Source organism: Modestobacter marinus (assembly GCF_011758655.1).
GTDB classification, from domain to species: domain Bacteria; phylum Actinomycetota; class Actinomycetes; order Mycobacteriales; family Geodermatophilaceae; genus Modestobacter; species Modestobacter marinus.
This window is the reverse complement of record NZ_JAAMPA010000001.1, coordinates 1606950-1630820: the sequence shown is the minus strand read 5'-3', so window position 1 is coordinate 1630820 and position 23871 is coordinate 1606950. Positions and strand designations below refer to the sequence as shown.

Genomic DNA, 23871 nt, shown 5'->3' with positions numbered 1-23871 from the left:
CCCCGCGTTGCGCCGCCTGGCGGGCGAGCCGTGAGCGCCCGCGCGGGGCGCCGGTCGGCGGGCGAGCCGTGAGCGGCGCCGCGCTGGCCGCCCGGGCCGGCTCCCGGGTCGGGCGGGCCGCGCTCGCGGTCTGGCTGGTGCTCCCGCTGGTCCCGCTGCTGCTGTGGGCCGCCGCCGACCGCTGGTCGGCGCCCGCCCTGCTGCCGCAGGCCTGGGGCACCTCCGGGCTGGCCGAGGCCCGGGCGCAGGGCGGCGGCGCCGCCGCCGCCCGGTCCGCGGTGCTGGGGACGGCGGTGGCCGTGCTGGCCACCCCGCTGGGCGCGCTGGCCGGCCGGGCGCTGACCTCCGGCGCGCTGCCCGCACCGGGCGCCGCGCTGGCGGTGCTGCTCTCCCCGCTGGTCCTGCCGCCGTTCGCCGTCGCCCTCGGCCTGGACGTGCTGCTGCTGCGGCTGCGTGTCCCGGCGGAGGCCGGGCTGGTGCTGCTGCTGACCGTGGCCGCGATCCCGTACACCACCATCGTGCTGCGGGCTGCGTTCGCGGCGCACGACCGGCGGTTCGAGGAGGAGGCCCGGCTGCTGGGCGCCTCCCGCTGGCGGGTGGTGCGCACGGTGCAGCTGCCGCTGCTGGCCCCGGCGTTCGCCGGTGCCGCGTTCCTCGCCTTCCTGGTGGGGTGGAGCGACTACGTCGTCACCCTGCTCGTCGGCGGTGGCCGGCTGGTGACCCTGCCGCTGCTGGTGGGCGCCGCCGCCTCGGCCACCGGCAACGACGCCCAGGTCGCGGTGCTCGCGCTGTCGGCGGTGCTGCCGCCCGTCGTCCTGCTCGCCGTGGTGGGCTCGATCGGCCGGCGGGCGCGCCGATGAGCGGCTCGCTGCAGCTCACCGGGCTCACCCGGGTGCACACCCCGGGCGCCCCGCCGGCACTGGAAGACCTGACCCTCGCCGTCCCGGCCGGCTCCTGCGTGGCGATCCTGGGCCCCTCGGGCTCCGGGAAGAGCACCGTGCTGCGGCTGACCGCCGGGCTGGACACGCCGACGCGGGGCGCGGTGCACCTCGACGGCCGGGACCTCGCCGGCGTCGTCCCGGAGCGCCGGGGGATGGCGATGGTCTTCCAGCGACCGCTGCTGTTCCCCCACCTGTCGGTGCGGGACAACGTCGGCTTCGCCGACCGGGTGCGCGGGCTGCCCCGGCGGCAGGCGCGGGAGCGCGCGGAGGAGTACCTGGGGCTCGTGCAGCTGGGCGGGTTCGGCAGCCGGCCCGCCCGGTCGCTGTCCGGCGGCCAGGAGCAACGGGTCGCGCTGGCGCGGGCGCTCGCCGCCGAGCCCCGGGTGCTGCTGCTCGACGAGCCGTTCAGCGCCCTGGACACCGGGCTCCGGCAGGAGATGCACGAGCTGCTGGCCGACCTGCGGCTCCGGCTGGCCCCCACGGTCCTGCTGGTCACCCACAACCCGGCAGAGGCCGACGCCCTGGCAGACACCGTGGCGGTGCTGGACGCCGGGCGGCTGCAGCAGCACGGGCCGATGCGCGAGCTGTACGCGCGCCCGCGGTCGCTGGCGGTCAGCCGGCTGCTCGGCGGGCGCACCGAGGTGCCCGGCACGGTCGCCGGGGGCCGGCACCGCTCCGCACTCGGCGACCTGGAGCTCCCCGATCTCGTCGCGGAGGGGCCGGGGGTGCTCGTCGTCCGCCCGGAAGCGGTCACCCTCGTCAGCGCCGCGGACGCCGACGCCCGCGGCACCGTGGTGCAGGTCCGCCGGCGGGGGCTACGGGCCCTGGTCACCGTCGAGGTGGCCGGGCGTGGGAGCTCGCCGGCCGCCGTGGACGCCGAGCTGCCCCCGGGCCAGGAGGTCGCCGTGGGCGCCGCGGTCGGGCTGCGCATCCCGGTCACCGCCCGGTGCGTCGTCCCCCCGGCCGGACTGCCGGCAGGCGCCTCGGCCCGCGACCGTCAGCCGTAGCAGCTCCTGCACCAGCCTGCCGGGAGGCGCCTCAGCCGCCAGCAGCTGCGGCCCCGGGCTCCTCAGCGCCTCACCGTGCGCGGGCAGCTCCGGCACCGGTCCGCCGGCGAGGCCTCCGCACCTGCTGCACCGGGCTCCACAGCCCACCACCGAAGGGTCCAGAGCAGTAGTGCTCTGGCTGCACTGGTGCACCAGAGCACTACTGGACAGGAAGTGGCGGTGGTGGGCTCCTCAGCCCACCACCGTCAGCGGCAGCAGCTTCCGCAGCTGGGCGTTCTCGGCCAGGTCGAGCACGGAGTGCTGAGCGCAGGCCGGCACCAGCTGGCCGGTCTCCGGGTGGGCCATCGAGTAGGTGCAGGCGGCCAGCCGCTCCTGGGTGGCACGCAGCTGCGGATCGGTGGCCTGCTCCCCGCGCTGCATGAGCTCCCAGGCGGGGCCCACCTGCTCGGCGTCCATGAAGCTGTGCACCTCGAAGGTCATCAGCCCGAGCGCACCGGCCCGGGCGGCGCGGGCCAGCGCCCGGACCCCACCGGCGCGGCGGACCGTGCGCAGCACCCAGCCCAGCGCGACCGGCAGGTCAGCGGGGTGCCGGCGCAGCACCCGGAGCACCTTGACGACCAGCAGCAGCGGGGGCGTGCCGCTGAAGGCGACCCCGCCGAAGTGCGCGAAGAACTGGTTCCGGGCGGCGCGGTCGCGGGCGTCGTCCGGGTCGATCAGCCCGTGCCAGCGGCCGGCGACCAGGAAGCCGAAGGCGACCCGGTTGCAGCGGGGGTCACCGAACTCGATGCCCTCGTGCGGCACCCGGTGACCCAGCGCCCGCTCGAGCTGCGCCCACACGGCGTCGACGTCGACCGCGGCGTAGGACTCCTTCCACCGGCGGTCGTCCCCCACGTGCGCGGCGGGCTGGAAGCTCATCATCGAGAAGCCCATCGGCAGCACCGCGCGCACCGTCTCGGCCACCTGGTCGAGGTTGGCCGGGGTGACCGTCATGTTGTGCGCCAGGTAGTACCGCAGGCCGGTCTCGGCGCGCAGCTCCCGGAACATCTGCACGAACCGCTCGCGGAACGGGTGCAGCTCCGCCTCCGACCGGGGCTTCACCGCCCCGCGGCGGCCCCGCATCAGCATGTCGAAGTGGGCGGCGAAGCTCACCCGGTCGAACCGGAGGCCGCCGTCGTCGCCGGTCACCAGCGCCCGCAGGTAGTCGGCGTCGAAGTCCCCGTGGGTCATCGACATCGGCGACCGGCCGTGGGCGCGCATCGCCTGCAGCGCCGCCGCGTGGTCGTCCGGCGGCAGCAGGCTCACCTCGCCGCCGATCAGCTGGGCGTGCGCGTAGGGCCCGCGCCGCTGCTCCAGGTAGGCCATCTGCTGCTCGACCTGGTCGACGGTGTGCTGCCCGTCGATGCGCACCTTGTTGGCGTCGGCGGAGTGGTAGCAGGGCGTGCAGGTCAGGTTGCACTTCGGGAAGACACCGTGGGTGCCCTCGCAGCCGACCGCGTGCCGGCCCAGGCTCTGCGCCGGGGTCTGCACGTGCGCCGGGAGCGCCGCCCAGCGCTCGGCCAGCGCCCGCGCCGTCTCCGGGTGCACCGGGCGGGTGCGGGTGGCGAACCTGCGCCAGCCGGCCCGCGCTCGTCCGAGCAGCGTCATCGCAGTCTCCCGTCGTGCGCACCGGCGGCGCCCTCGCGGTCCCACGGTAGCTGGCACACAACGGACCCACCGCCCGCCCGCTCAGCCCGCGGGATGACCCGCTGACCAGCGCAGATCCTCCTGCCGGCCGACGTCCGCTGACGGCGTCCGGCCCGACGCTGGTACCGCCATCGAACGGTGGCGCGAACGAGTGGAGGAACACCGGTGGTCAGCACGAAGAAGGTCGTCCTCGGCGCCGTCACGGCTTTGATCGGGGTGACCGGGGCGGGAGCCGCCGCTGTGGCGGTCACCATGCCCGACGGGGTCGACACCCCCGGTGCGGCGCTCGCCGAGCTGTGGGGGCACCGGGAGACCGACAGCTTCGCCGCCGCCGACGACGCACCCGACGGCTGGCTGCCCGGCTGGGTGCGCGGGAGCGACGTGGTCGTCGTCCGTCCCGGGGACGCCTCCGGTGAGGACGACGGGTCGGTCCGGGCCGACCTGGTCCTCGACCCGGGCACCGAGCTGCCCGCCGACTGCACCGAGCGGCCCACCGCGAGCGTCCCCTGGGACGGCGGCGGCTCCTGGCCCGACCTCGCCGCCGCTCCCCAGCTGGAGTGCGACGGCTGGGTCACCGTGCTGGTCGACGACCACCTCTACCTCTGGGGCCAGCAGCCCACCTGATCCCGCCGCCACCGCGCGCCGCCCGGCTGACCCCGTGCCGGCACAGTGCGCCTGCTGCCCACCCCAGCGGTGGGCCGGGCACTGAGCGCACACTGCTCCGAACGCGGGCCCCCGCGGCTGACAGAGTGCCGCCACTGTGCGCTTGCTGCTCGTTCCGGCCTTGCGGCCGGCACTGTGCGCGGACGGTGGGCAGTCTGCGGCGCCGGCCGTGGGGGTCAGCCGGCGGCGAGGCGCATCGCCCGGGTCTGCACGTCGGCGCGCAGCTCGGCCTCGTCGACCGTCGTGGAGACGCCGTTCGCCACGACCTGCCGGCCACCGACCCAGGTGTCGCGCACGTGCCGGGAGCCCACCGACCAGACCAGGTGGGTCAGCAGGTCGGTGACCTCGCCGACCGGCACGAACGCGATGTCGTCGGTGTCCACGTGCACCAGGTCCGCACGCCGGCCGACGGTCAGCTGGCCGAGGTCCTCGCGGCCGATCGCCGCGGCCGCGCCGCCGGTGGCCAGCCAGAACGCCTCCGGGGCGGTGAGTGCGGTGGCGTCCCGCTCGCGCAGCCGGGCCAGCTGGGCGGCCAGCCGGAGGTCCTCGAACAGGTCGAGATTGTCGTTGGACGCCGGCCCGTCGGTGCCCATCCCCACCCGGATGCCCAGGTCGAGCATGTCCCGCAGCCGGGCTGTGCCGCTGGCCAGCTTGGTGTTGCTGCCCGGGCAGTGCGCCACCGCGACGTCGTACTCGCGCCACAGCTCGAGGTCGCCGTCGTCCATGTGCACGCAGTGGTTCGCCAGGACCCGGCCGCCGAGCACGTCGTGCGCGGCGAGCAGCTGGGGCACGCTCTGCCCGTGCTGGGCCAGCAGCTCGTCGCCCTCGGTGGCGGTCTCGGCGACGTGGATGGTCAGCAGCATCCCGTGCTCGCGGCCCACCTCGGCGGCCTGGGTGAGCACCGGCAGCGGCACGGTGTAGGCCGCGTGCGGGCCGATCCCCCACTCGACCTGGTCGTCACCGGTACCGGCGGAGTCGGCGGCACGCGCCAGCTGCTCGTCGAAGGTGCCGAACCCGGGCAGCCCGATCAGCGGGTGGGTGATGACCCCCCGGGCCCCGGTGCGGCGCACCGCATCGGCCATCCGGTCGGGGTGGAAGTACATCTCCACGCTGGTGGTCACGCCGTGCCGCAGCATCTCCGCCGACGCCGCGGCCATCGCCACCTCGACGTCCTCGGGGGTGAGCCGGGCCTCCCGCGGCCACATGACCTCCTGCAGCCAGCGGTCGAGCGGCAGGCCCTCACCCTGGCCGCGGAACAGCACCATCGGCGCGTGCGAGTGGGTGTTGACCATGCCGGGGACCAGCACGCCGGGCAGTGCGGTGACCTCGGCGTCCGGCGCCGCCGGCGCCTCGGCGGCCGGACCGACCCAGCTGATCAGGCCGTCCTCGACGTCCAGCACGGCATCGGGGACGACGGTGCCGGCGCGGTCCCCGACCACGACGGCGCGAGCGGTGAAGCGGTGCACCATGAGCCCAGACCCTACGGCCGGCCCACCCCGGCAGCAGGGCGGCACACAGCGACCGCCGATACCGTGGGGCCCATGTCCGTCCTCGCCGCAGCTGCATCCGACGGAGGCGGCATCACCGGCTTCCTGCTCGACCTCATCGACCGGTTGGGAGCGGTGGGCGTCGGCCTCACCATCCTGATCGAGACGGTGATCCCGCCGATCCCCAGCGAGGCGGTCCTCAGCGCCGCCGGGGTGCTGATCAACGACGGCCGGATGTCGATCGTCCCGGTGATCCTCTGGGCCACGGCCGGCTCGGTGGCCGGCGCGACGATCCTGTACTGGGTCGGCCGGCTGCTCGGCCCGCGCCGGTCGCACGCCTTCCTCGACCGGCTGCCCCTGGTCGAGACCGCCGACGTCGACCGGTCGTTCGAGTGGTTCGCCCGGCACGGCCGCGGCGCGGTCTTCTTCGGCCGGATGGTGCCGATCGTGCGCAGCTTCGTCTCCGTGCCCGCCGGCGTGGTCAAGATGCCGATGCCGCAGTTCCTGCTGTTCACCACCGCCGGCAGCCTGATCTGGAACTGCCTGCTCATCGGCCTGGGAGTGGCGGCCGGCGACTTCGTCCAGGCCAACCTCCAGTACCTGGACTACGTGGTGGTGGCGGTCGTGGTCATCGCGGTGGCCTGGTTCGTCTACAAGAAGGTGACCGGGCGGTACCGCCGGCCGCCGCACGCGGGCCGCGACCTGCCGCTGGAGCACGAGGACCAGGCATGACCGCCGACCGCACCCGACCGGACGTCGTCGCCTTCGACGTCAACGAGACGCTGCTCGACCTCAGCCCCGTCGGCGCGGGCCTGGCCGAGCAGGGGGCCTCCGCGGACCTGCTGCACGCGGTGTTCTCCCGGGCCCTGCTGACCGGTTTCGCCGCCACGACGGCCGGCACCTGGTTCCCCTTCCGGGCCGCGTTCGAGACGGCGGTCGCGCAGGTGACCGGTCTGCCGGCCGCCGCGTGCTCCAGGGTGGCCGACTCCTTCATGGAGATGTCCCCGCACCCCGACGTCGAGCCCGCGTTCCGCCGGCTGACGGACGCCGGCGTCCGGGTGGTGACGCTGAGCCACGGGTCGCCCGGGGTGGCCGAGGCCGGGCTGACCCGCGGCGGGGTGGCCGCGCTGGTCGAGAAGACGCTGACCTCGGAGTCGATCCGGGCGTGGAAGCCGAACCGGGAGGCCTACCTCTGGGCCGCCGGGGTCTGCGGCGTGGCGCCCGGGCAGATGGCGATGGTGGCGGCGCACTCCTGGGACGTCCTCGGCGCCGGCCGGGCCGGGCTCACCACCGGCTTCACCTCCGGGCGGTCGGAGAAGGTGTTCGCCGACGTCTACGCGCCGCCGCACGTGCAGGGCGGTTCCCTCGTCGAGGTCGTCGACGCCCTGCTGGCGCTGCCCCCGGCGTGACAGCCGCGCTGGAGGTGCCCACCCCGCTCGGCCCGGCCCGCGTGCACCCCGCCGAGCCGGCGGCCGACGTCCGCGGCACCCTCGTGCTGGGGCACGGCGCCGGGGGCGGGTCCGGCTCCGCCGACCTGCTGGCCGTCACCGCCGCCGCCTGCGCGGCGGGCTGGCGGGTGCTCCGCGTCGACCAGCCGTGGGTGGTGGCCGGCAAGCGGATCGCGTCCGCTCCGGCCCGGCTCGACGAGGGCTGGACGGCGGTGCTCGGCACCCTGCGCGCCGACGGCCTGCTGACCGGGCCGCTGGTGCTGGGCGGGCGGAGCGCCGGGGCCCGGGTGGCCTGCCGGACGGCGGCCGCGCTGGGCGCCGCCGGGGTGCTGGCGCTGGCCTTCCCGCTGCACCCGCCGGGCAAGCCGGAGAAGAGCCGCGCACCCGAGCTGCGCGGAGTCGCCGTCCCGCTGCTGGTGGTGCAGGGGGAGACCGACGCGTTCGGCCGTCCCGCCGAGGTGGTCACCGCGCTGGCCGGTCACCCGGGAGAGATCAGCGCCGTCCCGGGCGACCACGCGCTGAAGCGGGACGTCGACGCCGTGGCCGGCGCAACCGTGGCGTGGCTGCACCGTCGCTGACCTGCGCGGACGCCGTCCTCCCGCACCGACGGCTGTCCTCCCGCACCAACGCTGGTGCGGGAGGCCAGACGGTGATCAGGTCACCTGATCACCGTCTGGGCGGGGTCAGCGGCGGCGGCGGCGCAGGAGCAGGGCGAGGAGCAGGGCCAGGACGGTGACCCCGGCCGCCGGGGCGGCGTACCGGATGAGCGCTGCGCCCCCGGCCACCTCGAGCAGGTCGATCGGCTCCGGCTCGACCGCCGTCAGCGGCCGCTGCGGCGCGCCCGGCGCGCTGCGCGCGGGGCCACCCCCGGCCGGGCGGTTCGGCGGGGCGGTGGTGCCGGTCGGCGGCTTGCTCGGCGCCTTGCGAGGGCCGGCCACCGAGGCCACGTCGGGCGCCGTGGTCGAGGCGGGCTCGGCGTCGGGCGCCTGGTCCTCGACCGTGCCGGTGCCGGAGAAGGGCGCTGCGTCACCCGCGGCCGGAGCCGAGTCGGTGGCCGACGGGGCGCTGTCGGCGGCCGCGGGGGCGCGCTTCGCCGGCGGGGTCAGCGGGTCGGGGACCGCGGCCTTCGCGGGGGTGCTCTTCGCCGGTGCCGCCTTGGCGGGAGTGGCCTTCACCGGGGCCGCCGCCTGCTCGGCGTCGGCCGCCTTGTCCGCCGCCGCAGCCGCGGTCTTCTTCGCCGCGGCACCGGCCTTCTTGGCGGCGTCGGCCGCCGGGGAGTCGCCCGCGGCACCCTCGACGCTGGCCGCGGCCTCCTCGACCACGCCCGCGGTGGTCGCGGCGGCCTTGGCGGCAGCGGCGGTCGCCGTCCCCGCCACGGTGGGCTCCTGCGAGCCCACGGCTGCCGCGGCCCGGGAGGCGTCGCCCTCCGCGTCCCCGCTGGCCAGCTGGGCGGAGAGCTTGTCGGCGAACTGGCCGAGCAGCTTGTTGCCGACGTCGGTCATGACGCCGCGGCCGAACTGGGCCGGCCGCCCGGTGATGTTCAGGTCGGTGAGGACGTCGACGCGGGTGGTGTCGCCCTCGGCCGCGAGCGTGGCGGTGATGACCGCCGCCGCGGTGCCGTTGCCGCGCTGGTCCTTGCCGCGGGCGTCGATGACCGCGCGGTGGGCTGTGTCGTCCTTCTCCACGAACGACGCCTTGCCCTGGTAGGTCAGGTTGATCGGCCCGAGCTTCACCTTCACCCGGCCGGTGAAGTCGTCCCCGGTCACCGAGTCGAGGGCAGCCCCGGGCATGCAGGGGGCGATGCGCTCGATGTCCAGCAGCACCCGCCAGGCTTCGTCGATCGGCACCGGCACGGTGAACGCGTTCTCCAGCTGCACTGCAGGACCTCCGGGTGTGGGCTGCCCGGGCGGGAGGCGACGAGTCGGCGACAGCCCGTCCGGGTCGTGCGGTGATCGAGGCGAGACGGCGACGCTACCGCGCCGTCCACCGCCCCCTGACATCCGATCACGAGCAGGGCGTCCCCGCAGGTGGGACGCCCGGTGGTGAGCCGGACCGGTCGCGCCACCGACGTGACGGACCGGTCCGGCCCCTGGCGCCTACAGCCCGGCCGCCGCCGCCAGCGCCCGCCGGGTCAGCACCTGGGCGAGGTGCTGCCGGTAGTCCGCCTGGGCGTTCAGGTCGTTGCTGGGGCTGGTGCCCTCGGCGGCCTGGGCCGCCGCCGCGGTCACCGTCTCCATGCTGACGTCCACCCCGACCAGCGCGGCCTCGGTGGCCGAGGCCCGCAGCGGGGTCGGCCCCATGTTGGTCAGCCCGATCCGGGCCTCGGCGATCCGGCCGCCCTCCCGCCGGACGGCCGCGGCCACCGCCACGATCGACCAGGCCTGGGCCACCCGGTTGAACTTCTCGTACCGCACGCCCCAGCCCTCGCCGAGCTTGGGCACCCGGATCTCGACCAGCAGCTCCCCCTCCTCCAGCGCGGTGGTGAGGTAGTCGACGAAGAACTCCGCCGCGGGCACGGTGCGCCGCCCGCCCGGGCCGGCGAGCACGAACTCCGCGTCCAGGGCAAGCGCGACCGCCGGGAGGTCCCCGGCCGGGTCGGCGTGCGCGAGCGCCCCACCGAAGGTGCCGCGCCGGCGCACCTGCCGGTCGGCCACCGTCTCGGTGGCCTGCACGATCAGCTGGCCGTACTGCGCCAGCAGCGGGTCGGTGAGGACGTCGGCGTGCGTGGTCATCGCGCCGATGACCAGCATCTCGCCGTCCTCCCGCACGCCGCGCAGCTCGGTGACCCGGGTGAGGTCGACGAGCGTCTCGGGCGCGGCCAGCCGCAAGCGCATGACCGGGATCAGCGACTGCCCGCCGGCGAGGACCTTGACGTCCTCGCCGCCGTCGGCGATCGCCTGCAGGGCCTCCTCGACCGTGGTCGGGCGGGCGTAGGCGAAGGGTGCGGGTATCACTGCTGTGCCTCCTCGATGCCGGACTCGGTCGTGCGGGCCCCGCCGTAGGCGTTGCTGCCCTCGGCGGCGCGGTCGCCGCCGTCCCCACCGGCGTGGATCGCCCGCCACACCCGTTCCGGGGTGAGCGGCATCCGGATGTCGGTGACGCCGAGGTGCCGGACGGCGTCCAGCGCGGCGTTGACGACCGCCGGGGTGCTGGCGATGCAGCCGGCCTCCCCGACGCCCTTGGCGCCCAGCGGGTTGCTGGTCGCGGCGTGCACGGTGTTGCCGGTGTCGAAGTGCGGCAGGTCCGAGGCCGCCGGCACCAGGTAGTCGACGAAGCTGCCGGTGGTCAGGTTGCCCTCGGCGTCGTAGATCGCCTCCTCGTACATCGCCTGGGCGATCCCCTGCGCCAGCCCGCCGTGCACCTGGCCCTCGACGATGAGCGGGTTGACGATCGTGCCGACGTCGTCCACGCAGGCGTACTTGCGGATCTTGGCAAAGCCGGTCTCGGTGTCGATCTCCATCGCGCAGATGTGCGTGCCGTGCGGGAAGGAGAAGTTCTCCGGGTCGAAGGTCGCCTCGGCGTCGATGGAGGGCTCGATGCCCTCCGGGTAGTCGTGCGCGGCGAAGATCGCCAGGGCGACCTCCTGGATGCCGACCCCGGCGCCCGGCGTCCCCCGCACGGAGAACTTCCCGCCGGTGAACTCGAGGTCGTCGGCGTTGGCCTCCAGCAGGTGGGCGGCGATCACCCGGGCCTTCTCCACCACCTTCTCCGCGGCCTTCACGACCGCGGTGCCCCCGACGACCAGCGAGCGGGAGCCGTAGGTGTCCAGCCCGCGGGAGGAGATCGCGGTGTCCCCGTGCAGCACCTCGACGTCCTCGAAGGGCACGCCCAGCTGGTCGGCGACGATCTGGCTCCACGCCGTCTCGTGCCCCTGGCCGTGCGGCGTGGAGCCGGTGACCACCTCGACCTTGCCGGTGGGCAGCATCCGGATCGAGGCCTGCTCCCAGCCGCCTGCCCCGAAGGCGAGCGAGCCGAGCACCCGGGAGGGGGCCAGCCCGCACATCTCGGTGAAGGTGGAGAAGCCGATGCCCAGCTGGACCGGGTCGCCTGACTCCCGGCGGCGCTGCTGCTCGGCCCGCAGCTCGTCGTAGCCGAGCAGCTCCAGCGCCGCCTCGGTGGCCTGGTGGTAGTCGCCGGAGTCGTACTCCAGGCCGGCGACCGTGGTGAACGGGAACTCCTCGGCGCCGATCCAGTTCTTCCGGCGCAGCTCCAGCGGGTCCATGCCCAGCTCGACGGCGAGCTCGTCCATGATCCGCTCGATCGCGAAGGTCGCCTCCGGCCGGCCGGCGCCGCGGTAGGCGTCGGTGGGCACCTTGTTGGTGAAGACGCCGTCGCACTCGAACCGGTAGGCCGGGAACTTGTAGATGCCCGGGAACATGAACGCGCCCAGGGCCGGGACGCCGGGGGTGATCAGCCGCAGGTAGGCGCCCATGTCGGCCAGCAGCCGCACCCGCAGGCCGCGCACCGTGCCGTCGCGGTCGGCGGCGACGTCGATGAACTGCACCTGGTCGCGGCCGTGGTGGGCGGTCATCAGCGACTCGCCGCGGGTCTCGGTCCACTTGACCGGCTTGCCCAGCCGGCGGGCGATGAGCAGGCAGAGGATTTCCTCCGGGTTCACCTGCAGCTTGCCGCCGAACCCGCCACCGACGTCGGGGGCGATCACCCGCAGCTTGTGCTCCGGGATGCCGGTGACCATCGCGGCCATCACCCGCAGGATGTGCGGGATCTGGGTCGCCGACCACATCGTGTAGTTGTCACCAGCGGGCTGGACGACGACCGACCGGGGCTCCATGAACGCCGGGATGAGCCGCTGCTGGACGAACCGGCGGCTGACCGTGACGTCGGCGTCGGCGAAGGCCTGGTCGGTGTCGGTCCCGGTGCCGGCCTCGCCGGCGTCGAAGACGAAGTGGTAGCTGGTGTTCGAGCTGGTGGAGTCGTGCACCAGGGGCGAGCCCTCCTGCACGGCCTGCTCCATGTCCAGCACGACCGGCAGCGGCTCGTAGTCGACGTCGATCGCCTCGAGGGCGTCGGCGGCGGCGGTGCGGCTGCGAGCGACGACGACGGCGACCGCCTCACCCACGTGGTTGACCTGCTCGACGGCGATCGAGGGGTGCCCGGGGTTGACCATGTCCGGGGTGACCGGCCAGGCGCAGGGCAGAGAGCCCTGCTCCTCGGCGAGGTCGGCCCCGGTGTAGACGGCGACGACGTTCGGCCGCTCCTTCGCGGCGCTGACGTCCAGGTGGGTGATCCGGCCGTGCGCCACCGGGCTGCGCAGCACCGCCAGGTGCAGCATCCCGGGCAGCACCATGTTGTCGGTCCAGGTCGTCTTGCCGGTGATCAGCCGGGCGTCCTCCTTGCGGCGGCGCGCCTGACCGACCTCCTTGGCCGGCGGCAGGTCGACGGCGGCGGCCGGGTCCTCGACGGCGGTCATGCCTGCACCGCCACGTGCTCGGCGGCCGCGGTGTCGACGGCGGCGGGCTCGGCCTGCGGGTCGTCGGCGGCCTTGCCGTTCATCTCGGCCGCGGCCTGCCGCACCGCCCGGACGATGTTCTGGTAGCCGGTGCAGCGGCAGAGGTTGCCCTCGATGCCCTCCCGGACCTCCTCGTCGCTGGGGTCGGGGTTCTCCTTCAGCAGGTCGATCGAGGCCATGATCATCCCCGGGGTGCAGAAACCGCACTGCAGGCCGTGCATCTCGTGGAAGGCCCGCTGCACCGGGTGCAGGGTCGCGCCGTCGCCCTCGCCGGTGGCGACGCCCTCGATCGTGGTGACCTGGCAGCCGTCGGCCTGGACGGCGAACACGGTGCAGGACTTCACCGCCTGCCCGTCCAGGTGCACGGTGCAGGCGCCGCAGTTGCTGGTGTCGCAGCCGACGACGGTGCCGACCTTGCCGAGCTGTTCCCTCAGGTAGTGGACCAACAGGGTCCGTGGCTCGACGTCGTCCGTGTAGGACGCCCCGTCGACCCGCACGTTGATCTGGGTCACGTGTCCTCCGCATCGTTGCTTCGGCTGTGCACCGCGGTCGTCCCGCGGGTCCGTCGGCAGTGTGACAAGCGACACGTGAGTTAGGCCATACTCAGTTCGCCGCACCCGCCTGCGCGGACGTGGCCGACGGCGCCCCGGGCCGAGGACACGCGGATGTCCGGGCTCCCGGACCGGGTCCGGCAACGTTGCACCTCGTTGCAGCGCGGAGGCGCCGAGGCGTCGCCGCGGGGACGCGCCGGAGGCGGAGCCGCCCCGGGGCCGCTGTGGCACGGCAGCGGGCCACGCCTGGGGTTCAGCGGCGGGCGGTGCCGCGCCCGCTCCCGCGCAGCCGCTGGACCCGGGCGGCCGCGGCGTTCCGCCGTCCCCCGGGCGGCAGGAGCGCGAGGCACGCCTGCCAGACCGCGAGGTCCTCGGCCGCCTCCGGCCGCTCGCTGTACCGGAGGAGGAGGTCCGGCCGGCCGCTGGCCAGCACGGCCGCTCGCAGGTCGTCGGCCAGCCGGGCGCGGGCGGCCCGCACGCCGGGCGCCCGGGACCCGGGGAGCAGCGGGCCGCGGTACCGGTCCAGCGCGGCAGCCGGGGCGCCCCGGGCGAGCTGGGTGCGCACCTCCTCGACGTCGGTGCGCACCGGCCCGAGCAGCCGGTAGGGCCTCGACCCGACCACGTTCCCGCCCACGAGCCGGCGGAGCCGGGAAAGCTCGGCGCGCACGGTGACCTCGGCGGCCGCACCGCCGTGGCACTCCGCGGCCAGCTGCTCGGCCGTCCGCCCCTCGCCCCGGGCGGCCGCCTCGGCGAGCAGCACCAGCAGCTCGGAGTGCCGCAGCGACAGCTCCTGCACGGTCGTGGCCGTGGTCAGCCGCGCCCGGTCCCGGCCCAGCACCTCCAGCAGCGGGACGGCCGGGCCGAGCCCACCCGAGGCGTCCCCGTGGCGGGAGAGCCAGCGCAGCTCGGCCTCCGCCGCCGCCGCGGTGGCCCGCACCAGGGTCAGCACGTGCGGGTTCGCGACGTGGTCGCCACCGGTGACGTCGATGGCCCCCAGCAGGGCGCCGGTCCGCGGGTCGTGCACCGGCGCCGCGGAGCAGCTCCAGGGCTGCACCGGACGCCGGAAGTGCTCACCGCCGTAGATCTGCACGGCGTGGTCCAGGGCGAGCGCCGTCCCGGGGGCGTTGGTGCCCGCGACGTCCTCACCCCAGGAGGCGCCCTCCACGAAGTGCATCCCGGCGGCCCGGTCCCGCAGCCGCGCGTCGCCCTCCACCCACAGCATCCGGCCGGCCGCGTCGGTGACCGCCACGATCATCCGGTCCACCTCCGCGTCGGCGACCAGCAGCCGGCGGATCACCGGCATGACGGCGGCCAGCGGGTGGGCGGCCCGGTAGGCGGCCAGCTCGTCGTCCAGCAGGTCGACCGGCGGGGCCGGCCCGTCGGTGTCGACCCCGCTGTTCAGCGAGCGGCGCCAGGAGTCCCAGACCACCGGGCGCACCTGGGCGGGCGCGGGGGCGTCGACCCGCGTGACCAGCGCCTCGTGCGCCGCCCGCAGCCGGCGGGCCAGCACGGGGCTCGGCGCCCCGTCGGGGAGCGCCAGCCACGGGTTCAGGGCCGGCACGGCGCGGCGTCCCCGGGGCGGAGGGTCATGGTGACCCCATCGTGACCGCTGTCACGGGATGGCGCCAGGAGGTCGGCCACGCCTCCGTCGATCAGGGAGTGCGCAGCTCCCGGCGTCGCAGCACGGCGGAGGCCAGCAGGAAGCCCAGGCCGAGGACGGCGAGCCCGGCGCCGACCACGCTCGGCGCCCGGTAGCCCAGGCCGGCGGCGATGACCAGGCCACCGAGCCAGGCGCCCAGGGCGTTGGCCGCGTTGAGCGCCGAGTGATTCAGCGCGGCGCCGAGCATCTGCGCCTCACCGGCGACCTCCATCAGCCGGAGCTGGAGGAGCACGACCATCGTGGAGGCGGCCGCGGCGATGGTGAAGACCGTGACGACGAGCGCCAGCGCGTTGCCGGCGGCCACCGCCATGACGCCGAGCAGCAGGCCGGTGGCGACCGTCGCCCCGACCAGCGACCGGAACAGCGCCCGGTCGGCGAGCCGCCCGCCCAGCACCGTCCCGAGGACGCCGCCCACCCCGAAGGCGAACAGCACGACCGGCACGAACCCGGCCGACCGGCCGGCCACGTCGGTGACGATCGGCGCGATGTAGCTGTACATGGCGAACATGCCGCCGAACCCGACGGTGGCGACCAGCAGGGTCAGGATCACCTGGGGACGGCGCAGGGCGCCCAGCTCGGTGCGGATCGTCGCCTCCGACCGCCCGGGCACCGGGGGGACGACGGTGAGCACGGCCAGCAGCGTGACCGCGCCGATGACCACGACCGCCCAGTAGGCCGAGCGCCACCCCAGCTGCTGGCCCAGCCAGGTCGCGGCGGGCACCCCGGCGACGTTGGCGGCCGCCAGCCCGAGCATCACCGAGCTGACCGCGCGGCCACGCAGGTGCGCCGGCACCAGGGACGCGGCGATCAGGGAGGCGACGCCGAAGTAGGCGCCGTGCGGGAGGCCGGCGACGAAGCGGGAGACCACCAGGGAGCCGTAGCCGGGGGCCAGCGCGCTCAGGGTGTTGCCGACGACGAACGCCACCATCAGCCCCATCGCCAGGCGCCGTCGTGGCAGCCGGGCACCCAGCGCGGCGAGCACCGGGGCGCCGACGACGACCCCGAGGGCGTACGCGGAGATCAGGTGCCCGGCCGCGGGGATCGTCGCGTCCACCCCGCGGGCGATGTCGGGCAGCAGCCCCATGGTCACGAACTCGGTGGTGCCGATGGCGAACCCGCCGAGCGCGAGGGCGACGATCGCGAGCACCGCGGTGCGGGTGGAGGGTGCGGGAGGAGCCGGCGTCGTCGAGACGGCGGGGGGTGCGCTCACAGCTGGCCCAAGACGTTGCCCACCGCCACCATTCCCGTCGCACCGTTCCCGCCGCCCGATCCGTTCGGGTGGTTCGGCGCGAGCCGGAGGCCCTCCGTGCCGATGCTCACCCGAGGACCGGGAGGGAGCCGTCATGGCCGAGCAGGGACGACGCACCACGGGCGGCCGACCCGTGGCGCAGCGGCGCGCCCCGGCCCGGCGGGCCCCGGTCCGGCGAGGGAGCCGGGTCCGCCGTCGCCGGGACCACACCCGCTGGCTGGTCCCGCTGCTGGCCGTGACCGTCGGCGCGGTCGTGCTCGCCCCGCAGGTCACGCCGGCACTGGTCGACCTGACCGCCAGCACCTCACCGGCGGTGACGCCGGTGGTGCGCGGGCCGGCCGCCGTCCCGGCTCAGGCGCCGGTGCTGGCCGAGGCGCAGGGCGTGGACACCCTGGCCGACGTCGCCGCTGCCCGGACCGAGGCCGTCTCCCGCGCGGGGGCCGCCTCCCGCGCCGACGTGGCGACGGACGGCGGGCTGACCGTCCCCCAGCCGCCGCGGCCGGGGCGGATCTCGATCGTGCCCAACGCCTCGGTGGGGCGGCCGCCCGTCTACACCCTGCGGCCCGACGGCTGCGGCGGCGCCGGCACCACGCCCCGCCGGATCGTCCCCGGCGTCGTCCCCGGGCCGGGGTCGGCGACGCTGGACTGGATGTCGGACAACCGGCCCGAGGTGGTCGGCTACCGGGTGCAGGCAGTGAGCCAGCGGCTCGTCGGCGGGCAGCAGCCCCCGCCGGTCGTCCGGGCGGTCGACCAGGTCGAGGGCTGTGTGCCGATGACCGTCACGGTCGACGGCCTGACCCCCGGTGAGCCCTACGTCTTCTGGTTCGAGGAGCAGGTGACCAGCGCCAGCACCGGGGTGACCCGGCTGGTGCAGGTGGGCACGACCGACGCCGTCGTCATCGGCTGACCCGGCCGCCGCTCAGTGCGCGGCGACGGCGGCGAGCTCGGGGTCGGGGTCCTCGAGCTGCCACGGCCGGACGACGGTGACCAGGACGACGATCGCCAGCACGAGCGACGCGACGATCACCGCACCCATCGCGACCGCGTCGTTGCCCAGCAGACCGACCAGCGGGGAGACCGCGGCGCCCACGCCGAACTGCACCGCGCCCAGCAGCGCCGCGGCCGTGCCGGCCGCGTCGCCGTGCCGGGACAGCGCGAGCGCGGGGGCGTTGGGGAGCGCAAGACCGCAGGCGAACAGCACCGCCCACAGCGGGATGGCCACCGCGAACAGCCCACCGGTCCCGGTGCCGGCCAGCGCGAGCAGCACCGCGCCGGCGACCGCGCCGCCGACGGTGCCGGCGACCAGCACCTGCGCCGGGGAGAAGCGGCGCAGCAGCACCGGGTTGAGCTGGGTCGCGCCGATCAGCCAGAAGGCGCCGGCGCCGAAGAGCAGCCCGAACTGCTGCTCGTCGAGGCCGAACTGGCCCTGGTAGACGAACGAGGAGCCGGAGACGTAGGCGAACAGCCCGGCCATGGTCAGGCCGGCGACCAGCACGAGGCCGACGTAGGCGCGGTCGCCGAACAGCGACCGGTAGCCGCGCAGCGTCCCGCCGACCCCCTCGGTGCTGCGCCGCTCGGGCGGCAGGGTCTCCCGGATGAGGAACCAGCCGATGGCCAGCAGCGCCAGGCCGTAGAGCGCCAGGATCACGAAGACCCCGCGCCACGAGGTGAACCGCAGCATCTCGCCGCCGATCGTCGGCGCGAGCACCGGCGCCGCGCCGAGCACCAGGAAGAGCCGGGAGAGCATGGTGGCCGCCGCGCGGCCGTCGAACAGGTCGCGGACGACGGCGATCGCGATCACCGCGCCGGCGGCCGTGCCCATGCCCTGCAGCACCCGCAGCGCGCCGAGCACGGCGATGTTCGGTGCGAGCAGCACCAGCAGCGACGCGACGACGTGGACCGCCGTCCCGGCCAGCAGCGGGCGGCGGCGGCCGAACCGGTCGGACAGCGGACCGAGCACGAGCTGGCCCAGCGCGAGGCCGATCAGGGTGCCGGTGAGGGTGAGCTGCACCGCCGCGGACGTCGTCTCCAGGTCGGTGGCGATCGTCGGCAGCGCCGGGAGGTACATGTCGATGGTCAGCGGGCCGAGGGCGACGAAGGCGCCCAGGGTCAGCGCGAGGCGCGCGGTCTTCGGCTTCTCGACGCGCGGGTCGGGCAGCGCGGAGACGTCGACCGGGGTGCGGGCGGCCTGGTCGGGCGCGGCCTGGCCGGCGCGTGCGGAGTGTTCAGTGGCGGTCATCGGGTCCCCCTGGTCGGTGCTGTGCTCCCGCGGGACCGACGCTGGCCACGTTCGCAGTTCTCCGGCGACAAGGCTGCACGATGCAACTGCATTCCGGCCGGACGAGAAGTTCGGTCGCACGTCACCCCGCGGTCACCGTCGCGGGGCGACCGGCTCGGGAGCAGCGGGCAGCAGCGCCCGGCCGTCCCGGGCCCGCAGCGCCCCCCACCAGAGCCCGGCACCGTAGGCCAGGTCCTCCAGCCGGCGGCCGGCCGCGAAGGCCGGGAGGTCGATCTCCCGGCGGTGCGGCCACCACGCGGCGACCGCGTCGACGACCGCCACCGCGCCGGCCGCGCGCCGGGCCCGGCGGGAGACGAGCGCGGCGGCCACGGTCAGCGGCCAGTGGTGCCGGGTCACCGTCCGGGCCAGCGCGCGCCCGGACGACGCCGTCCCGCGCAGCACCAGGCCGGCCGCCCAGCCGATCGGCGGGGGCTGGCCGGGGGCGGCGACCCTGCGGGCGAGCAGCACGCTGGCCCGGCCGAGCACCCCGGCCGCGCCCAGGACACCGAGCCGGCCGCCGAACACCGGGAGCACCCAGGCCGCCAGCGACCAGGGGGAGATGACCAGCGGGGCGACGGCGGCGCCGTGCCGCTCGGCGAGCAGCGCGGCCCCGGTGCCGTAGAAGGCCCGGCGCCGCAGCCAGTCGCCCAGCTCCACCCGGTGGTCGTGGGCCACCCGCGCGGCCGGCTCGTAGCGCACCCGCCAGCCCGCGCCGGTCAGCCGCCACACCAGGTCGACGTCCTCGGCGACCGGCATCGCCTCGTCGAAGCCGGTCCCCAGCGCCGCCCGCCGGGCCAGCAGCGCCGCGCTGGGCACGTAGGAGACGCCGGTGCCCGGCGCGACCCGCGCCGGGGCCGGGCCCATGTCCAGCGCGCTGGCCAGGGCCTCGTACCGGGCCACCCAGCCCGGCTGGTCCGGGTCCAGGGGGGTGATCCGCGGCGCGACCAGGGCCAGCCGCGGATCGGCCAGGTGCCCGGCGAGGGTGGCCAGCCAGCCGGGCTCGGGCACGCAGTCGGAGTCGACGAACGCCACCGCCACGGTGTCGGCCGCGCGCAGCCCGGCGTTGCGGGCGGCGGCCGGGCCGCGGGCGCGGTCGTGCCGGATCAGCCGCGCCCCGGCGGCAACGGCGGCCACCGCGGCCGGGTCGGCCGAGCCGTCGTCCACGACCACCACCGGGCACCCGGCGGTGCCCGGGTCGGCGCGCAGGGCGGCCAGCAGCCGGGCCAGCCCGTCGGTCCGGTCCTTCACCGGGACGACGACCGTGACGTCGACCAGGACGTCGGGCCGCGGCACCGCCGGCAGCTCCGGGGCGGCGACGCCGGCGTCGAGCAGCCGGGCCGCCAGCGCGGCACTGCGGGCGCCGGTGACCTCCAGCCGGTCGCCGGTCAGCAGCCCGCGCGCGGCGGGGGCGAGCCGGAGCAGCCGGGCCGGGGAGCCGCCGAGCAGCGCCGTCCCGCCCTCCCGGCGCTCGACGCCCGGGGCGAGCACCACCGTGAAGCCGTCGGGCAGCCGGCCGGCGGGGGGCGGGTTCATCGGCCGGCGAGCACCGCGTCGGTGGTGGTGAGGGTGATCAGCGGCGCGTAGAGCGCCATCGCGGCCAGCGCCCGGTCGTGGTCGGCGTCGCTGGCGCCCGCGCAGGCGTCGGTGACCACCTGCACCGGCACCCCGGCGTCCGCGGCGGGCAGGGCGGTGGAGAGCACGCAGCAGTCGGTGGAGACGCCGGCCAGCACCAGCGGGCCGGCCCCGGCCAGGGCGGCGATCTCGGGGCCCCACTTGCCGAAGGTGGTCGCGTCCACGACGGGTGCGTCGCCCGGGTCGTCGACCAGCGCGTACAACGGCGCACCCGGCGGCTGGAGGGCGAAGGGGAACTGCGCGTAGTAGGGCACCCAGGCCCCGGCCGGCTCGGCCGGGGCGACGAACCGGGTGTGCACCACGCGCCCGGCGAAGGCCGCGGTCAGCCGGCGGATCGCCGGGTGCACCTCGGCGAACCGCGGCGCCCCCCACGGCGAACCCCGGTCGGCGAAGACGTGCTGGACGTCCACCACCACCAGCACGCCGCCGGTCATGCGGCCTCCTGCTGCCGGACCGCCCCGCGCCGCAGCAGCAGCGTGCCGGCGAACCCGATCACCAGGGCGGCCAGGACGCCGAGGTTGGCGAACGCCCACTCGCCGTCCTTGCCGCCCAGGCCCACCGGGCCGAGCAGGTAGCCCTGCCAGGTCAGCCAGGTGGCGTAGGTGTTGGTGACCAGCCCCCAGCCGACCACCGTGCCGAGGCCGAGGAGGGCCAGGGGGACAGGTGGCACCGCGCCGTAGCGGCCCCGCGGGTCGTAGAGCTCGGGTTCGGCGTAGTCGCGGCGGCGCAGCAGCAGGTCGGCCAGCACGATCCCGCACCAGGCCGCGATCGGGACGCCGAGGGTGATCAGGAAGCCCTGGAACTGCACGAAGAAGGCGCCCTCGGCCAGGAAGACCACCCAGATGGCGCCGAGCACCATCAGCAGGCCGTCGATCGAGGCGGCGACCGGGCGCGGGACCCGCACGCCGGCGGCCAGCAGGGACAGGCCGGAGGAGTAGATGTCCAGCAGGGCGCCGCCGACCAGCCCCAGGACGGCGACCAGGGCGAAGGGCACCAGGAACCAGGTGGGCAGCAGCGCGGCGAGGGCGCCGATCGGGTCGGCGCTGATCGCCGCCGCCAGCTCGGTCGACGAGCCGGCCAGCAGCAGCCCCACGACCAGCAGCACGACCGGGGCCAGGGCGGAGCCGAACGTCGTCCAGCCCACGACGCCGCGGGTGGAGGCGGTGCGCGGCAGGTAGCGGGAGTAGTCGGCCGCGGCGTTCACCCAGCCGAACCCGTACCCGGTCATGACGAAGACCAGCGCTCCGATGAACGCCTGGGTCGACCCGGCCGGCAGGTCGCTGACGACCGCCCAGTCGATCTCGTCGGCGACCAGGATCAGGTAGCCGACGGTCAGCACCCCGGTGACGACGGTGATCACGGTCTGCATGCGCATGATCAGGTCGAAGCCCAGCACCCCGCCGACGACGACGAGCGCGGCGACCACCAGCAGGGCGACGACCTGGGTCGCCGTCCCGCCGCCCCAGCCGAGCTGGGTGAACACCGTGGCGGTGGCGAGGGTGGCCAGCGAGGCGAGCACCGTCTCCCAGCCGACGGTCAGGACCCAGGAGAGGACGGCGGGCACCCGGCCGCCGGTGACCCCGAACGCGGCGCGGCTGAGCACGAGGGTGGGCGCGGAGCCCCGCTTGCCGGCGATGGCGATCAGGCCGCAGAGCGCGAAGCTGAGCACGATGCCGACGACGCCGGCGGCGACGGCCTGCCAGAACGAGATGCCGAAGCCGAGGACGAACGCGCCGTAGGCCAGCCCGAGCACGCTGACGTTCGCGCCGAACCAGGGCCAGAACAGCTGGCGCGGGGTGCCCTTGCGCTCGGCCTCGGCGATCACGTTGATGCCGTTGGTCTCCACGGCCACCCGCGGTGTGGCGGCCTCCGCCGGGGGCCCGGTCTCCCCCGTCGCCTGGTGCGCCATCCGCGTGCTCCGTCCTCGCCGGCGGGCGCCCACGCCCCGCTCCCGGAGCCGGACCCTAACCGTGGTCGCCGACAGCTCCGCGGCACTCCGGGCGTCGATGCATCGACAGCCGATGCATGGAGCCGCTAGCGTCCCCGCATGGACGTCCGGCCGCTCACCGAGCCGACCTTCTTCGTGCTGGCGGCCCTGGCCGACCGGCCGAGGCACGGGTACGGCGTGATCGCGGAGGTGCAGGGCCTGTCCGGCGGCCGGGTGACGCTGCGGGTCGGCACGCTGTACGGAGTGCTGGACCGGCTGGTCGCCGAGGGACAGGTGACCCCGGACCGGGAGGAGGTGCACGCCGGCCGGCTGCGCCGTTACTTCCGGCTCACCGACGCCGGCCGGCTGGCCCTGGAGGCCGAGGTCGCCCGGCAGGAGGCCAACGCCCGCGCGGCCCGGGCCCGGCTGGCGGTGCGGCCGGCATGAGCCCGCTGGAGCAGCGCTACCGGCGACTGCTGGCCTGGCTGCCGGAGCCGGCCCGGTCGCGCTGGGCCGACGACATGACCGAGACCTACCTGCAGGTGGAGACCGCCGACGACCCCGAGTACGCCGAGTTCGGCAGCCCGTCGCTGCGCGACCGGCTGGACGTCGCCCGGCTGGCGGTGCGGCTCCGCCTGGGCGCACCCGGCGCCTCGGTCCGCGCGGTGGCGACCGGACGGACGGTCCGGCTGGTGGCCGTGGCCGGCACGGTGACCCTGGCGTCGATGGCCCTCGTCGGGCTGGTGTCGACGGCGTGGCTGCACGGCGTGATCCCCCTGGTCGACGCCCCGGACCTGGGCGGGACGCCCCTGTGGGGACCTCGGGACGCCGTCTCCACGGTGGTCTCCGCCCTCACCGTGGCCCTGGGCGTCTGCGCCGTCCGCGGACTGGCCGCCACCCGCCCGCTGGCCGTGGCCGTGCTGGCCGGCCACGTCGTCGAGGTGGCCTCCGCCGAGGTGGCGTTCCCGGGCCCGGTCGGTCCCGGCCCGCTGCTGACCGGGTTCACCCTCGCCGTGCCGCTGGTCGCGGCCGCCCTGGCCCCGGCCGGCCCCCCGGTGCGGCGCCCGTGGTGGCCCTGCTGGCTCGGCGTGGTGGTCCTCGCCCCGTGGGCGGTCGGTCTCACCGCGTTGACCCGGGCTCCGGCCGAGCCGGCGGGCTGGCTGCTCGCCCTGGCCGACCCCTTCGTGCACCTGGGCACCGTGCTGGTGCTGACCGGCGCGGCGCTGCTGGGCCGCCGGCGGCCGGCGCGGGGACCGGCCGAGCTGGCCGTCGCCGTGCTCGCCGCCGCGCTGGTGCCGACCCTGGCCGGCCGGTTGGCCTACGCCGTCCCGACCGGGTGGTCCACGACCGTGCTGGCGGTGACGCTCGGCGTGGTCGGGACCTCCGTCGTCGCCGGCGCCGTCGGGCTGCGCGCCGTCCGCGCCCTGCCGGCGACGGTGCCGGCCGACCGCTGAGACGACCGAGCGCGCAGACGACGACGCCCTCGCCGGCCCGGGCGGGCCGACGAGGGCGTCGGGGAGTGCGGTGCGTCAGCTGCGGGTGCGCGCGCCGTACCGCTGGTTGAACTTCTCGACCCGGCCGGCGGTGTCGAGCACCCGCTGGTTGCCGGTCCAGAACGGGTGCGAGGAGGCACTGATCTCGACCGGGACCACCGGCAGCGTCTCGCCGTCCAGCTCGATGGTCCGGCTGGTCTGCACGGTGCTGCGGGTGCGGAAGGTGGCCCCGGTCGCGGTGTCCTGGAAGACGACGGTGCGGTACTCGGGGTGGATGCCGTTCTGCATGGCTGGTCCTCTCGGTCTGCGCGGGACGTCCACCCCCACTGGGGCGGGCTGATCGCGGTGCCATGGACAACACCCCGGCTGCGGAGTTGTTCCC

The 23871-nt window shown here is 76.1% G+C and carries 22 protein-coding genes; 9 read left to right on the top strand and 13 right to left on the bottom strand.

What is annotated here, in order from left to right:
* Nucleotides 1-68: 68 nt before the first annotated feature.
* Nucleotides 69-860 carry an ABC transporter permease gene (locus FB380_RS07675; protein WP_229681800.1) on the top strand — a complete coding sequence of 264 codons (792 nt, stop codon included), beginning with the start codon at nucleotides 69-71 and terminating at the stop codon, nucleotides 858-860.
* Nucleotides 857-1948 carry an ABC transporter ATP-binding protein gene (locus FB380_RS07670; RefSeq protein WP_166754554.1) on the top strand — a complete coding sequence of 364 codons (1092 nt, stop codon included), beginning with the start codon at nucleotides 857-859 and terminating at the stop codon, nucleotides 1946-1948. Before FB380_RS07675 ends, FB380_RS07670 begins: the two co-directional genes overlap by 4 nt.
* A gap of 231 nt (nucleotides 1949-2179) precedes the next feature.
* Here FB380_RS07670 and FB380_RS07665 read toward each other — a convergent pair whose 3' ends face one another.
* Nucleotides 2180-3592 carry a radical SAM domain-containing protein gene (locus tag FB380_RS07665; RefSeq protein WP_166754553.1) on the bottom strand — a complete coding sequence of 471 codons (1413 nt, stop codon included), beginning with the start codon at nucleotides 3590-3592 and terminating at the stop codon, nucleotides 2180-2182.
* A 204-nt stretch (nucleotides 3593-3796) separates the two neighbouring features.
* Between FB380_RS07665 and FB380_RS07660 the strand changes: the two genes are divergently transcribed.
* Entirely contained in the window at nucleotides 3797-4255 is a 459-nt protein-coding gene (locus FB380_RS07660) for a hypothetical protein (protein ID WP_166754552.1), read from the top strand.
* A gap of 215 nt (nucleotides 4256-4470) precedes the next feature.
* Here FB380_RS07660 and FB380_RS07655 read toward each other — a convergent pair whose 3' ends face one another.
* Nucleotides 4471-5763 (bottom strand): amidohydrolase family protein, encoded by a 1293-nt coding sequence (locus FB380_RS07655; RefSeq protein WP_166754551.1) that lies wholly within the window; start codon nucleotides 5761-5763, stop codon nucleotides 4471-4473.
* A 72-nt stretch (nucleotides 5764-5835) separates the two neighbouring features.
* Between FB380_RS07655 and FB380_RS07650 the strand changes: the two genes are divergently transcribed.
* From FB380_RS07650 to FB380_RS07640, 3 genes are read left to right on the top strand one after another with little or no spacing between them, the layout of a single operon-like run.
* Entirely contained in the window at nucleotides 5836-6513 is a 678-nt protein-coding gene (locus FB380_RS07650; RefSeq protein WP_166754550.1) for a DedA family protein, read from the top strand.
* Nucleotides 6510-7190, top strand: a complete 681-nt coding sequence (locus FB380_RS07645; protein ID WP_166754549.1) for an HAD family hydrolase — start codon at nucleotides 6510-6512, stop codon at nucleotides 7188-7190. Before FB380_RS07650 ends, FB380_RS07645 begins: the two co-directional genes overlap by 4 nt.
* The gene (locus FB380_RS07640; protein ID WP_166754548.1) at nucleotides 7187-7807 is read left to right on the top strand and encodes an alpha/beta hydrolase family protein; all 621 of its coding nucleotides are present in this window, start codon (nucleotides 7187-7189) and stop codon (nucleotides 7805-7807) included. Before FB380_RS07645 ends, FB380_RS07640 begins: the two co-directional genes overlap by 4 nt.
* A 105-nt stretch (nucleotides 7808-7912) precedes the next feature.
* On the opposite strand, the gene FB380_RS07635 is transcribed toward FB380_RS07640, so the two are convergent.
* The 6 genes from FB380_RS07635 to FB380_RS07610 form a co-directional block, all read right to left on the bottom strand.
* Nucleotides 7913-9106, bottom strand: a complete 1194-nt coding sequence (locus tag FB380_RS07635; RefSeq protein WP_166754547.1) for an SRPBCC family protein — start codon at nucleotides 9104-9106, stop codon at nucleotides 7913-7915.
* Between the two features lie 219 nt (nucleotides 9107-9325).
* Nucleotides 9326-10183 (bottom strand): FAD binding domain-containing protein, encoded by an 858-nt coding sequence (locus tag FB380_RS25895; RefSeq protein WP_166754546.1) that lies wholly within the window; start codon nucleotides 10181-10183, stop codon nucleotides 9326-9328.
* The gene (locus FB380_RS07625; protein ID WP_166754545.1) at nucleotides 10180-12660 is read right to left on the bottom strand and encodes a xanthine dehydrogenase family protein molybdopterin-binding subunit; all 2481 of its coding nucleotides are present in this window, start codon (nucleotides 12658-12660) and stop codon (nucleotides 10180-10182) included. The genes FB380_RS25895 and FB380_RS07625 overlap by 4 nt, the downstream gene beginning before the upstream one ends.
* Entirely contained in the window at nucleotides 12657-13211 is a 555-nt protein-coding gene (locus FB380_RS07620) for a (2Fe-2S)-binding protein (protein WP_166754544.1), read from the bottom strand. Before FB380_RS07620 ends, FB380_RS07625 begins: the two co-directional genes overlap by 4 nt.
* A gap of 292 nt (nucleotides 13212-13503) precedes the next feature.
* Entirely contained in the window at nucleotides 13504-14811 is a 1308-nt protein-coding gene (locus tag FB380_RS07615; protein WP_166754543.1) for a GAF domain-containing protein, read from the bottom strand.
* 91 nt (nucleotides 14812-14902) lie between these two features.
* The gene (locus tag FB380_RS07610) at nucleotides 14903-16120 is read right to left on the bottom strand and encodes an MFS transporter (protein ID WP_188959493.1); all 1218 of its coding nucleotides are present in this window, start codon (nucleotides 16118-16120) and stop codon (nucleotides 14903-14905) included.
* Nucleotides 16121-16253: 133 nt separating this feature from the next.
* On the opposite strand from FB380_RS07610, the gene FB380_RS07605 reads away from it, so the two are divergent.
* On the top strand, nucleotides 16254-17066 hold the full coding sequence (locus FB380_RS07605; RefSeq protein WP_166754541.1) for a hypothetical protein: 813 nt from the start codon (nucleotides 16254-16256) through the stop codon (nucleotides 17064-17066).
* 12 nt (nucleotides 17067-17078) lie between these two features.
* Here FB380_RS07605 and FB380_RS07600 read toward each other — a convergent pair whose 3' ends face one another.
* From FB380_RS07600 to FB380_RS07585, 4 genes are all read right to left on the bottom strand, one after another.
* Nucleotides 17079-18398, bottom strand: a complete 1320-nt coding sequence (locus FB380_RS07600) for a multidrug effflux MFS transporter (protein WP_166754540.1) — start codon at nucleotides 18396-18398, stop codon at nucleotides 17079-17081.
* Nucleotides 18399-18530: 132 nt separating this feature from the next.
* Entirely contained in the window at nucleotides 18531-19970 is a 1440-nt protein-coding gene (mftF, locus tag FB380_RS07595; protein ID WP_166754539.1) for a mycofactocin biosynthesis glycosyltransferase MftF, read from the bottom strand.
* Nucleotides 19967-20503, bottom strand: coding sequence for a cysteine hydrolase family protein (locus tag FB380_RS07590; RefSeq protein ID WP_166754538.1), 537 nt, complete (start codon nucleotides 20501-20503; stop codon nucleotides 19967-19969). The genes mftF and FB380_RS07590 overlap by 4 nt, the downstream gene beginning before the upstream one ends.
* Complete coding sequence (locus FB380_RS07585) at nucleotides 20500-21978, bottom strand: purine-cytosine permease family protein (RefSeq protein WP_188959492.1); 1479 nt, start codon at nucleotides 21976-21978, stop codon at nucleotides 20500-20502. Before FB380_RS07585 ends, FB380_RS07590 begins: the two co-directional genes overlap by 4 nt.
* Nucleotides 21979-22116: 138 nt before the next feature.
* Here FB380_RS07585 and FB380_RS07580 point away from each other — a divergent pair, with 138 nt between their 5' ends.
* Nucleotides 22117-22443, top strand: coding sequence for a PadR family transcriptional regulator (locus FB380_RS07580; RefSeq protein ID WP_166754537.1), 327 nt, complete (start codon nucleotides 22117-22119; stop codon nucleotides 22441-22443).
* Complete coding sequence (locus FB380_RS07575) at nucleotides 22440-23450, top strand: hypothetical protein (RefSeq protein ID WP_166754536.1); 1011 nt, start codon at nucleotides 22440-22442, stop codon at nucleotides 23448-23450. The genes FB380_RS07580 and FB380_RS07575 overlap by 4 nt, the downstream gene beginning before the upstream one ends.
* A gap of 75 nt (nucleotides 23451-23525) precedes the next feature.
* Here the strand turns inward: FB380_RS07575 and FB380_RS07570 are convergent, their stop codons facing one another.
* Nucleotides 23526-23777 carry a type B 50S ribosomal protein L31 gene (locus FB380_RS07570; RefSeq protein ID WP_166754535.1) on the bottom strand — a complete coding sequence of 84 codons (252 nt, stop codon included), beginning with the start codon at nucleotides 23775-23777 and terminating at the stop codon, nucleotides 23526-23528.
* Nucleotides 23778-23871 lie beyond the last annotated feature (94 nt).